Raw genomic sequence first — 11,556 nt, forward strand, 5'->3', positions numbered from 1 at the left:
GCGCTACCTGACCAGTTACTCCGCCGGCTGTCCCAGCCGGATTCGGTGGTCGGGCCGGAGAAGGCGAAGCCGGGCAGCGACGGTACCACCACGTCAAAGGCCACACCCGGATCGAGCCCGTGCCGAGCTGGATCGGTCAGCGGTCCGATCACGTCCCAGAACTCCACGATCGAGCCCGGCCACCCATGGGCCAGCAGCAGCGGCCTGGCTTCCGGCACCGGCGAGCGGACATGCAGAAAATGCAGGCGCTGGCCGTCAATGTGTGTGCGGAACTGGGGGAAGGCGTTCAGGCGTCGTTCGAGGGCCGTCCAGTCGTATGCGTCCCGCCAGTAGCCGCACAGATCCACCAGGTAGTCGCGGTCGGTGCCGAGGCCCCAGCCGGTCCCGGGCAGCTGGTCGGGCCAGCGGGTGCGACCGAGCCGCTCGCGCAGGTCCGCGACCTCGGCCTCGGTCACCCGCGCCCGGAAGGGCTCGAGGACGGGGTCCGCAACCGGCCTGTGAACGGTCATGCCTGCGACGGTGCGGGTGGCGGGAAGATCCCACCCGGCGAGGTCCTGCTGAAGAGGTAGGTGAGCTTCCGGCTGGTGAAAAGCCAGCGGCCGTCCCGCTTCTCGTAGGTCTCGAAGTAGTGCCCGAAGGCCACGAACCAGTGCTCCTCATCGCCCTGGTCTCACATGGAAACACCCGTCATCGCCCAGATACCCCGTGCTCTTACGGGTGAGTCGAACGTTATTTCCGGGGTGTGCGAGTGGTGTGCGGTCCTGAGCCGCTCCATGATGACCCGCACATTTTTGATCATTTCGGCGGCGGTCGTCCACGGTGGGTAGTCGCCGTTCTCGGAACGATGATCCGGAGCGTGGAGTGTCTCCAGCGCGCCCCAGTCCTTCGTGTCGACAAACCGGTCGCGCTGTGCCTTCAGGAGCTTGATGTCCTCAAGCGCGATCAGGCGCTCGATGTCCGATAACGCTGCCACCGGCTTCCTCCGTTTACTTCCAGGTCGGGGCATTTACCCTATCCGCCGGCCTGTTGAGATGCTGGCCGGGCAGTCCCGGCACGATGCGCCGCACCCGGACGATGTTGACGCTTTGTCGGTGGGTGTTGCCGTTGGGCAGCGACAGCCGGCCGCTCCGATGCCCGGGCGGCCCGGGCGGCCCGGGCGGTCGTGGTGGCCGGGGCGGTCGTGGTGGTGGCTGCGGCCGGGTGGCTGCGGGGCGTAGCCCGGTCGGGCGAGGGTGGCACCCCCGGTGGAGCCGGCGAACTGGACTTGTAGGGTCGCAAGTGGCGACTGGCGGTGAGCTGGTCATCCCGGGGGAATCCGTTCGTTTCAGGGAGGTTTCCCGCCGGCCAGGGGGGTAGATCCCGCGGGTCGTCGTCCCATCGCGCCGCAAGACGGGAGCCTGACCGTGCCGAGCCCCAGGGTCCTCGGCCTGGTACTGGCCGGGGGAGCCGGTAAGCGGCTGTCGCCGCTCACGGCCGACCGGGCAAAACCCGCCGTTCCTTTCGGCGGGTTGTACCGGTTGATCGACTTTGTCCTGTCCAACCTGGTGAACGCCGGCTATCTGCGGATCGCCGTGCTGACCCAGTACAAGAGCCACAGCCTCGACCGGCACATCACCACCACCTGGCGGATGAGCAACCTGCTGGGCAACTACATCACCCCGGTGCCCGCGCAGCAGCGGCTCGGGCCGCGCTGGTTCGCCGGCAGCGCGGACGCCATCCACCAGTCGTTGAACCTCGTCTACGACGACGATCCGGACATCGTGGTCGTCTTCGGCGCCGATCACGTGTACCGGATGGACCCGCGGCAGATGGTCGCCCAGCACGTGGCGTCCGGCGCCGGGGTGACGGTGGCCGGGCTGCGGGTGCCGCGCGCCGAGGCCGGCGGCTTCGGGGTCATCCAGACCGGGCCGGACGGACGGACCATCGAGGCGTTCCTCGAGAAGCCGACCGACCCGCCGGGTCTGCCCGACAGCCCGGACGAGGTGTTCGCGTCCATGGGCAACTACGTCTTCTCCACCGACGTGCTCATCGACGCGCTGCGCAAGGACGCCGCCGACGAGGACAGCCGCCACGACATGGGCGGCGACATCATCCCGATGCTCGTCGCGCAGCGCACCGCCGCCGTCTACGACTTCGCCGCCAACGACGTGCCCGGCACCACCGGACGCGACCACGGCTACTGGCGTGACGTCGGCACCCTGGACTCCTACTTCGAGGCGCACATGGATCTGTGCGCTCTCGACCCGGTGTTCAACCTGTACAACCGGCAGTGGCCGATCTTCACCAGTGTGCCGTCGCTGCCGCCGGCGAAGTTCGTCCACGATGATCCGCTGCGCACCGGCAGCGCGGTGAACAGCATCGTCAGTAACGGAGTGATCGTCTCCGGTGGGACGGTGCGTTCCTCGGTGCTCTCGCCCGGGGTGCGGGTGAACTCCTGGTCGGAGATCGACCGGGCGGTGCTGCTCGACAACGCGGTCGTCGGCCGCGGCGCGGTCGTGCGCGACGCCATCCTGGACAAGAGCGTGCAGGTCTCGCCGGGCGCGCAGGTCGGTGTCGACAAGGAACGCGACCGCGCCCGCGGTTTCACGGTCAGTCCGGGCGGCATCACCGTCGTCGGCAAGGGCCTGACCGTGATCGACTGACCGGGCTGGCCGACCGTCCGACCGTACGGTCGTCCGGGATGATCGGACGTCGTGATCGTTGTGGCTGGTGTTCCGCGGAACCGCTTCGCCGGGTTCCGCGGAACCGGTCCGCCGACACGGTCCTGCCCGGCATGTACTGCCCGGTATGTCCTGTCTCGGTGGTCCGCGGAACCGCCCGCGCCACCGGTGCCATCCGCGCAGCCCGCCTGGGCTGTGCCATCACGTCGAGGAGACAGACCGTCCATGCGCGTCGCGCTGCTCACCCGCGAGTTCCCCCCGGACGTCTACGGCGGGGCGGGGGTGCACGTCGAGTACCTCGCCCGGGAGCTCGCCCGGCTGGTCGACCTGAGCGTGCACCGCGAGGGACGCGGCCCCGCACCACAGGACGCCCCGGTGGTCGAGATCGCCGGTGGGCCGGGGACGGTGGGCGTCACCGCGCACCGTCCGTGGGCGGCGCTGGACGGGGTGAACGACGCGCTGCGCACCGTGTCCATGGACGTGTCGATGGCCGCCGCGGCGGCCGGGGCGGACGTCATCCACTCGCACACCTGGTACGCGAACCTCGGCGGCCACCTCGCCGCCCTGCTCGGTGGGGTGCCGCACGTCATGACGTCGCACTCGCTCGAGCCGCAGCGGCCGTGGAAGGCCGAGCAGCTCGGCGGCGGCTACCGGCTGTCGTCGTGGTGTGAGCGGGTGGCGATCGAGGGGGCGGCGGCCGTCGTCGCGGTCAGCGCCGGGATGCGTACCGACATCCTCACGGCCTATCCGAGTGTCGACCCCGCCCGGGTGCACGTCATCCGCAACGGCATCGACACCGAGGAGTACCAGCCCGACCCGGCCACCGACGTCCTCGAGAAGTACGGCATCGACCCCGACCGCCCCATTGTGATCTTCGTGGGACGGATCACCCGGCAGAAGGGCCTGCCGGTGCTGCTGCGCGCCGCCGCGGCGCTGGACCGGCGGGCCCAGCTCGTCCTGTGCGCCGGTGCGCCGGACACGCCCGAGCTGCTCGCGGAGACGACCAAGCTGGTCGACGGGTTGCAGGCCGACCGGGACGGGGTGGTGTGGCTGTCCGGGATGCTGCCCAAGCCCGAGATCATCCAGCTGCTCTCGCACGCCACCGTGTTCGTCTGCCCGTCGGTGTACGAGCCGCTGGGCATCGTCAACCTGGAGGCGATGGCCTGTGGCACCGCCGTGGTCGCCTCCCGGGTCGGGGGCATCCCCGAGGTCGTCGACGACGGCGTGACGGGCCTGCTCGTCCCGCCGGATGACCCGCCGGCCCTCGCCGACGCGATCAACACCGTGCTCGCCGACCCGTCGAGAGCCACGGCAATGGGTCGAGCTGGCCGCGACCGGGCCGTCACCGAGTTCGGCTGGGCCGCCGTGGCCGAGCGCACCGCCGCCCTCTACACCTCCGTGGTGGGCGGTCAGCGGCCCGCGTGAGTCCGAGGGTCAGCTTTTCCAGGCGGTCTCGGAGACGGGGGAGCGGCCGAGCAGGGGGCGCCACCACGACTCGTTCTCCTTGTACCAGGCGACGGTGGAGCGCATGCCCTCGCTGAAACCGATCAGCGGGGACCAGCCGAGCTCGGAACGCAGCTTGGTGGAGTCGAGCAGGTAGCGGCGGTCGTGGGACGGGCGGTCGGGCACGATCGTCTTCAGCGACGAGGGCAGGCCAAGCTCCGCGAGCACCGTGTCGGCGATCGTCTCGATGTCGGCCTCGACACCGGAGCCGACATGGTAGGTCTCGCCGACCCGCCCGCGATCGAGCACGGCGTCGATCGCCCGGCAGTGATCCATCACGTGCAGCCACTCGCGTCGGTTCGTGGTCGACGCGTAGAGCGGGAGCTGCTCGCCCTGCAGCGCGCGGGTGACGAACAGCGGGATGACCTTCTCGGGGAACTGGTACGGGCCGTAGTTGTTCGAGCAGTTCGTGATGGTGACCGGCAGGTCGTAGGTGAGGCCGTAGGCGCGCACGGCGTGGTCGCTGCCGGCCTTGGCCGCGTTGTACGGGGTGCGGGGCAGGTACGGGGAGTTCTCGGTGAACGCGCCGGGGTCGTTGAGGTCCATGTCGCCGTAGACCTCGCAGGTGGAGATCTGGTGGAAGCGGGCGACGCCGACGGTCCGGGCGGCCTCGAGCAGGCTCTGGGTGCCCATCACGTTGGTGGAGAAGAAGTCACCGGGGCGCAGGATCGCGAGGCTGTTGTGCGACTCGGCGGCGAAGTTGACGATGATGTCGACGGAGTGCTCGCGCAGGGTGGCCTCGATGAGCCCACCGTCGCGGATGTCGCCGTGCACGAACGTGATCCGATCGGCGACGTCGGCGAGGTTCTCCCGGCAGCCGGCGTAGGTCAGCGCGTCGAGCGCGATCACCGTGTCCGCGGGGTGCCGCTCACGCCAGTAGCGGACGAAGTTCGATCCGATGAACCCAGCGGCTCCGGTCACCAGCAACGTCGACATCGTGCGGCCTTTCGGTCAGCGCGCGTGCTCCGGTGCACGCGGCGGGTGGATGGTCGTGCGGCGGTTCTGGAGGGTGGCGGGGCGGTCGGAGGTACCCGGACGGGTACATCGTCTCGTGCCGGGGACGGACGGGTGGGGTGCTCCCGCCGCGAGTCGCCCGGCACCCGCGATCACCCGCGCGCCCCTAGGCCCGCTGGTATCCCGCCTCGGGGGCGGCGGCATCCCACCTTCGGGCGTCGACGTCGCCACCTTGGGGTGGCCGTGAGCATCCGATCGTCATGCCGTGACGTCATGCGGAGGTAACACGGGCACTTTACGCTCGGCTTCGTGGCGGACCTGTTCGAGGGTTATCCGGCGGAAGCGGCGGCCACGGCGGCCTGGGACGAGGTGTTCGAGACATCGAACACCCCCCGGGAGGTGTACGCCGCGCTGTACGACGCGTTGCAGCCGTTGACCAGCGCGGACCTCGCCGCGCGTAAGGCCGCGTTGGACCGCGCGTTTCGCGACGCCGGGATCACCTTCAACCTGTTCGGTGAGGAACGCCCGTTCCCGCTGGACCTGGTGCCCCGGCTGATCGCGGACGACGAGTGGTCGGTCATCGAGCGGGGAGTCACCCAGCGGGTGCTCGCGCTGGAGGCGTTCCTCGCCGACCTCTACGGTTCGGCCGAGGTGCTCGCGGACGGCATCGTGCCGCGTCGCCTCGTGCTGACCAGCGCGCACTACCACCGGGCGGCGCACGGCATCGACCCGCCGAACGGGGTGCGGGCACATGTGTCCGGTATCGACCTGATCCGGGATGAGGCCGGCCGGTTCCGGGTGCTGGAGGACAACGTCCGGGTGCCGTCCGAGGTCAGCTACGTGGTCGAGAACCGGCGGGCGATGACCCGGGTGTTCCCGGAGCTGTTCGCCACGCACCGGGTCCGTCCGGTGGCGGACTACGCCACCCATCTGCTGCACGCGCTGCGCGCCTCGGCGCCGCCGGAGGTCGCCGACCCGACGGTCGTCGTGCTCACCCCGGGTGTCTACAACTCGGCGTACTTCGAGCACGCACTGCTGGCCCGGCAGATGGGGGTCGAGCTCGTCGAGGGCCGTGATCTTTCGGTGCGCGACAACAAGGTGACGATGCGCACGACCGAGGGCGAGCAGCCGGTGCACGTCGTCTACCGGCGTGTCGACGACGACTGGCTCGACCCGGTGCACTTTCGGCCCGAGTCGATGGTGGGCTGCGCCGGGCTGGTCAACGCCGCCCGCGCCGGGCACGTCACGATCGCCAACGCGCTCGGCAACGGTGTCGCCGACGACAAGCTGATGTACACCTACGTCCCCGAGCTGATCCGCTACTACCTGGGTGAGGAGCCGATCCTCGCCAACGTCGACACCTACCGCCTGGAGGACCCCGACCAGCGCGCCCACGTGTTGGACCATCTCGACTCCCTCGTGGTCAAACCGGTGGACGGCTCGGGTGGCAAGGGCATTGTCATCGGCCCGCAGGCCAGCGACGAGGAGCTGGCGGCACTGCGGGAACGGGTGAGTGAGGACCCGCGTGGCTGGATCGCCCAGCGGGTGGTGCGGCTGTCCACGTCCCCGACGCTGGCGGACGAGCGGCTCGGCCCCCGCCACGTCGACCTGCGGCCGTTCGCGGTCAACGACGGCAACCGAGTGTGGGTGCTGCCCGGGGGCCTGACCCGGGTCGCGCTGCCCCGGGGCAGCCTGGTGGTCAACTCCAGTCAGGGCGGCGGGTCGAAGGACACCTGGGTGCTCGCCGGCGACCCCGGCCGTGGCGTGCCGCAGGCCCCGCCCGGACGCATCCCCGTGGGCAACGTCCGCCCCGCGGCCGGCCCGGACCTCGGCCCGGTCGACTCGTCCGACCAGCAACAGCAGCAACAACAGAACCAGTCACACCAGCACCAGTCACACCGGCACCAGTCACACCGGCACCAGGCGGTGCGGCGGAACCTGGTCGCTCAGGAGAGCGGGGACGCGGCATGCTGAGCCGGATCGCCGAGTCACTGTTCTGGATCGGCCGGTATGTCGAACGGGCCGAGTCGACGGCGCGCATCCTCGACGTCCACGTGCACCGGGTGCTCGAGGATCCGTGGCTGGACGGGGCGTCCGCCGGGCGTGAACTGCTCGCCGCGATGGGTCAGCCGGCCGATTTCGGCCTGTCGGTGGACTCGCGGCGGGTCACCGAGACCCTCGCCTACGACCCCGACCGTCCGTTCAGCATCACCGGGGCGCTCTGCGCGGCCCGGGAGAACGCCCGGACCGCCCGGGTGGTCGTCTCCAGCGACGTCTGGGAGTGCCTCAACGTCACCTGGAACGACCTGCCGCACACCGAGGAGCTGGCCCGCCGGATGGGCCCGCACGTGTTCTTCCGCTACGTCCGGGAGCGCACCGCGATGCTCGCCGGTCTGGTCGACGCGACCCTCGCCCGGGACGACGGCTGGCGCTTCCTGGTGCTCGGCCGCAGCCTCGAACGGGTCGACATGACCTCGCGGCTGCTGTCGTCCAGCATCAGTGACCATCCGCATTCGCAGAGCTGGATCAGCCTGCTGCGTTCCTGCGGCGCCCACGAGGCCTACCTGCGGACCTACCGCCGGGCGGTGGACGCCTCCCGGGTCGCCGAGTTCCTGCTGCTCGACCGGCTCTTCCCGCGCTCGGTCTACTGGTCGCTGGCGCTGGCCGAGCAGATCCTCGCCGAACTGGACGGCGGACGCGGCCGAGGCAGCCCGCGTTCCACCGTCGACGACACCGCCCGACGTCTGGTCGGGCGGACCCGCACCGAACTCGAGTTCCACAGCGTCGACGACCTGGTGGCCGACATGCCTGATCTGCTTGCCTCGTTGCAGAGCACCTGTTCGACGGTCAGCGCCGAGGTGACCGCCCGCTACTTCGCCCGTGAGGCGCCCCGCTCGTGGGCGATGGAGGTGCCGGCGTGAACCGACCGTCGCGGTCGAACCGCCTGACGCGGCCGGCCAGCCCGACCCGTATCGCCCGGCCACCCCGGCGAGGCGCCGGCACCGGGGTCTGGCGGCGCCGGGCCGTACCCGCGACCCGGCGCGGCGGCCCGGTGAGCACCCGCTGGTCGGTCAGCCCGACCCGGCCGAGCCGATCCCACCCGCGGAGGTGCCCGGTGAGCTGGCAGATCCGGATCGAGCACTCCACCGGCTACCGGTACGCGAGTCCGGTGCTGTCCTCGTACAACGAGGTGCGGATCATCCCGCAGACCGCCGACGCCCAGCTCACCCTCGAGGCCACGGTCCGCACCGAACCCGCGGCGACCACCTACCGTTACTGGGACTACTGGGGCACCCAGGTCACCGCCTTCGACCTGCACACCCCGCACACCGAACTGGTCGTCACCGGCCGGTCCATCGTGCAGACCGCTACCGCGCCGGTCCGTCCGACGGACACGCCCACCTGGGCCCAGCTCGCCTCCGATCCGGTCGCCGACGAGTTCGTCGAGTACCTGCGCCCCTCCGCCTCCACCGGGGACGACCCGGCGCTCGTCGAGGCCGCCCGGGAACTCGCCGCCCGGCACAGCCCGTCCGAGTTCATCCCCGCCGTGGGCGACTGGGTCCGGGAACGGCTCACCTACCGTCCCGGCACCACCGGTGTGCACACCGCCGCGGTCGAGGCCTGGCACCAGGGCGAGGGTGTCTGCCAGGACTTCGCCCACCTCGCCCTGGTGCTGATGCGCGCCGCCGGGATGCCCGCCCGTTACGTCTCCGGCTATCAGCACCCGTCCGCCTCCGCCGCCGTCGGCGAGACGGTGGCCGGCCAGTCACACGCCTGGGTGGAGGGCTGGATCGGCGAATGGTGGGGCTTCGACCCGACCAACGCCGTGCCCGCCGGTGAGCAGCACGTCGTCGTCGCCCGCGGCCGCGACTACAACGACGTCCCCCCCATGCGCGGCGTCTACTCCGGCGGCGCCTCCACCTCCCTCGGTGTCACCGTCAACGTCACCCGTCTCGCCTGAACCCGGGTCAGCTTTCGCGGCCTGCCGGGGCCGCGGCCGCCGCGGCGGACCGCCGGGCGGTCGGTGAGGTGGCGGGGAGCGGTCTGGTCAGGTCGTAGAGGGTCTGACCGCCGACCGTCAGCGGCGTGAAGTGCTGCTCCACCCAGCTGGAAATCGCGGACGTCGACCCGCCGCCGCGCCCGAATCCGCCGCGCCCGGTGGTGGTGCCGCCCTGGCCGCCGGCGAGGTAGTAGTGCACCTGGCCGGAACGGACGTACTGCTCGAAGCGGGTCAGGGTGGGGGTCGGGTCGCGGCCGGTGAAACCGCCCATGGCCATCACGGACGTGTTCGTGGCGAGCTCCAGCCCCGCCGCCGTCGACGATCCCGCGACCGCGGCGGACCAGCGGTAACCCCGGCTGCCCCGCAACAGCGCGGTGAGCTGGCCGCTCGTGGCGGCCCCGCCGCCGAAACCGCCTCCGCCCGGTCCAGCGAAACCGCCCATCCCGCTGCCGGCGACGCGACCCGCCGCGATGCCACCACCGGCCGCACCGCCACGGGAGGTGCGGCCGTTCGTGCCACTGGCACCCGTGCCGCTGGCACCCGTGCCGCTGGCACCCGTGCCGCCGGCGCGGGCGCGTTGGCCTGTGGTGAGGCGGCCGGCGGCGAGGCGGAAGGTGCCGCGTCCCCCGCCGCGGGTGGACGGGCCCGCCGTGGGCTGACCGCCGCTCTGGGCTGTGGTCACGGTGGCGGCGGTGTAGGCGGCCGGGCCGCCGAGCACGGCCAGGAGCCCGGCGCCGACGAGCACGGTCGCGCCGCGTCCGGTCAGGGCACGGCGGGTGAGAGCGGCCAGTCCGGCGCCGAGCGCGGCGACGAGCACCACCACCCGCAGCCACGGATACCAGTCCGACGTGCGGCCCAGCAGCACGAACGCCCAGACCCCGCTGATCGTGACCGCCACGGCCAGTGCGCCCCGGGCGACCCAGGCCGCCCGCGCCTGGACGGCGACCCGTTCCCGCCACAGCACGGCGGTGCCGGCGGCGGCAAGGCCCGCGATCCCGGGGGCGATCGACGCCGTGTAGTACGGATGGAACGTCCCCTTGGCCAGGCTGAGGGTGACGGAGGTGATGACCGTCCAGGCCCCCCAGAGCACCAGGGCGGCGCGGGAACGGTCGACGCGCGGTGCGCGGCGGGTCAGCCACAGGCCGGCCACCAGCAGCACCAGGCAGCCCGGAAGCAGCCAGCTGACCTGCCCGCCGATCTGGTCGCCGAACAGCCGTAGCCAGCCCGGCCGGTCGCCGCCGAACCCGCCACCGCCTCCGCCGCCGCGGTTGCCGCTGCCGCCGAAGACCCGGCCCAGGCCGTTGTAGCCGAACGCGAGGTTGAGCACACTGTTGTCGGTCGATCCGCCGATGTACGGACGGGAACCCTGCGGCCACAGCTGCACCGTCGCCACCCACCAGCCGGCGGCGACCACCACGGCCGCGCCCCCGACCAGCGTCTGCCAGCTTCGCCGCCACAGCCCGGTCGGCGCCGCGACCAGGTAGACCAGCGCGAACGCCGGCAGGACGACGAAACCCTGCAGCATCTTCGTCAGGAACGCCAGGCCCAGCGCCGCGCCGGCCCCGACCAGCCACCACACCGACGCCCGGTCCAGCGCGCGCACCAGACAGTAGGCGGCCACGACCAGCACGAACGTCAGCACGCCGTCCGGATTGTCATAGCGGAACATCAGGGCGGCCACCGGGGTGAGGGCCAGGACCGCACCGGCGAGCAGCCCTGCCGCCGGGCCGAACCAGCGGCGCGTCAGCGCGTACATCAGGGCGACCGCGCCCACCCCGCACAGGGCGTCGGGAACGAGCATGCTCCAGCTGGAGAACCCGAAGATCCGCCCGGATAGCCCCATCAGCCACAGCGACGCCGGCGGCTTGTCGACGGTGATGAAGTTGCCCTGGTCCAGCGACCCGAACAGCAGGGCCTTCCAGCTTCTGGTCGCGGCCTGGACGGCGGCGGCGTAGAAGCTGTTGCCGTAGCCCGAGGCGCTCAGGTCCCACAGGTAAAGCAGTGCCGTGCCGCCGAGCAGTCCGACCAGCCCGGGCCGTACCCACCATGGATCCTTCGTCGGTGCGTCGCCGGTGGCCGCCGCCAACGGGGCGCCGGAGGGCACGGTGAGGCCGGTCGGATCCGGCGGCTGCGTCATGGGGCCGATACTCGTGGTGCAACCTGTGGGAATGCTGAGCACAGGTTGATGGTCCTGGAATCTTCTTTAAGAAATCTCCAGGGAAATGCTCAGGCTGTGCCTTTCCTGTGGACTTTCTGTGTGGCCGGGGCGCGTTCCGTGGTCGTTGGGGAGATGTTTCGGCCGACGTCGCGGGCGTCGGATGCCCGCCGGGTCGGGTGGCCCGGGCCGGCGGTGGTCGCCGCCGGGTCCGGCGTGGCCCGACGGGGCCCGGCGTTCGCGGCGGGAGGCGAAGCCCGCCATGCTGTGGGCCACGCCCTGTG

10 protein-coding genes are annotated in these 11,556 nt (G+C 71.5%); 5 read left to right on the top strand and 5 right to left on the bottom strand.

The features are described from left to right. The 3 genes from G6R24_RS13065 to G6R24_RS13075 all read right to left on the bottom strand — a co-directional run. Nucleotides 1-509 (bottom strand): epoxide hydrolase family protein (locus G6R24_RS13065; protein WP_163549527.1); only part of this gene is annotated, 509 nt, incomplete at its 3' end. Next, a complete protein-coding gene (locus G6R24_RS13070; RefSeq protein ID WP_163549528.1) occupies nucleotides 506-643 on the bottom strand; it encodes a hypothetical protein in 138 nt (45 codons plus the stop codon). The genes G6R24_RS13065 and G6R24_RS13070, both read right to left, overlap by 4 nt. Nucleotides 644-670: 27 nt before the next feature. After that, on the bottom strand, nucleotides 671-973 hold the full coding sequence (locus G6R24_RS13075; RefSeq protein ID WP_163549529.1) for a nuclear transport factor 2 family protein: 303 nt from the start codon (nucleotides 971-973) through the stop codon (nucleotides 671-673). A 430-nt stretch (nucleotides 974-1,403) separates the two neighbouring features. Between G6R24_RS13075 and glgC the strand changes: the two genes are divergently transcribed. Together glgC and glgA are read left to right on the top strand one after the other, a co-directional pair. Beyond that, complete coding sequence (gene glgC / locus G6R24_RS13080) at nucleotides 1,404-2,642, top strand: glucose-1-phosphate adenylyltransferase (RefSeq protein ID WP_163549530.1); 1,239 nt, start codon at nucleotides 1,404-1,406, stop codon at nucleotides 2,640-2,642. A gap of 243 nt (nucleotides 2,643-2,885) precedes the next feature. Further along, nucleotides 2,886-4,085 carry a glycogen synthase gene (gene glgA, locus G6R24_RS13085; protein ID WP_163549531.1) on the top strand — a complete coding sequence of 400 codons (1,200 nt, stop codon included), beginning with the start codon at nucleotides 2,886-2,888 and terminating at the stop codon, nucleotides 4,083-4,085. 9 nt (nucleotides 4,086-4,094) lie between these two features. Here the strand turns inward: glgA and rfbB are convergent, their stop codons facing one another. Then, the gene (rfbB, locus tag G6R24_RS13090; protein WP_163549532.1) at nucleotides 4,095-5,099 is read right to left on the bottom strand and encodes a dTDP-glucose 4,6-dehydratase; all 1,005 of its coding nucleotides are present in this window, start codon (nucleotides 5,097-5,099) and stop codon (nucleotides 4,095-4,097) included. Nucleotides 5,100-5,426: 327 nt separating this feature from the next. Between rfbB and G6R24_RS13095 the strand changes: the two genes are divergently transcribed. The 3 genes from G6R24_RS13095 to G6R24_RS13105 all read left to right on the top strand — a co-directional run bounded on the left by G6R24_RS13095 (nucleotide 5,427) and on the right by G6R24_RS13105 (nucleotide 9,078). After that, nucleotides 5,427-7,091, top strand: coding sequence for a circularly permuted type 2 ATP-grasp protein (locus tag G6R24_RS13095; protein ID WP_163549533.1), 1,665 nt, complete (start codon nucleotides 5,427-5,429; stop codon nucleotides 7,089-7,091). Continuing rightward, on the top strand, nucleotides 7,085-8,038 hold the full coding sequence (locus G6R24_RS13100) for an alpha-E domain-containing protein (protein WP_163549534.1): 954 nt from the start codon (nucleotides 7,085-7,087) through the stop codon (nucleotides 8,036-8,038). The genes G6R24_RS13095 and G6R24_RS13100 overlap by 7 nt, the downstream gene beginning before the upstream one ends. Nucleotides 8,039-8,232: 194 nt before the next feature. Continuing rightward, nucleotides 8,233-9,078 (top strand): transglutaminase family protein, encoded by an 846-nt coding sequence (locus G6R24_RS13105; RefSeq protein WP_163549535.1) that lies wholly within the window; start codon nucleotides 8,233-8,235, stop codon nucleotides 9,076-9,078. 7 nt (nucleotides 9,079-9,085) lie between these two features. Here G6R24_RS13105 and G6R24_RS13110 read toward each other — a convergent pair whose 3' ends face one another. Further along, nucleotides 9,086-11,254, bottom strand: a complete 2,169-nt coding sequence (locus G6R24_RS13110) for a glycosyltransferase family 39 protein (RefSeq protein WP_163549536.1) — start codon at nucleotides 11,252-11,254, stop codon at nucleotides 9,086-9,088. Between the last annotated feature and the right edge of the window lie 302 nt (nucleotides 11,255-11,556).

This window comes from Candidatus Frankia nodulisporulans (assembly GCF_902806475.1).
GTDB lineage: Bacteria > Actinomycetota > Actinomycetes > Frankiales > Frankiaceae > Frankia > Frankia umida.

Coding starts and splice junctions, on each gene's coding strand:
- G6R24_RS13100 (WP_163549534.1), top strand. CDS start 7,085: ATGCTGAGCCGGATCGCCGAGTCACTGTTCTGGATCGGCCGGTATGTC.
- G6R24_RS13110 (WP_163549536.1), bottom strand. CDS start 11,254: ATGACGCAGCCGCCGGATCCGACCGGCCTCACCGTGCCCTCCGGCGCC.
- glgA (WP_163549531.1), top strand. CDS start 2,886: ATGCGCGTCGCGCTGCTCACCCGCGAGTTCCCCCCGGACGTCTACGGC.
- rfbB (WP_163549532.1), bottom strand. CDS start 5,099: ATGTCGACGTTGCTGGTGACCGGAGCCGCTGGGTTCATCGGATCGAAC.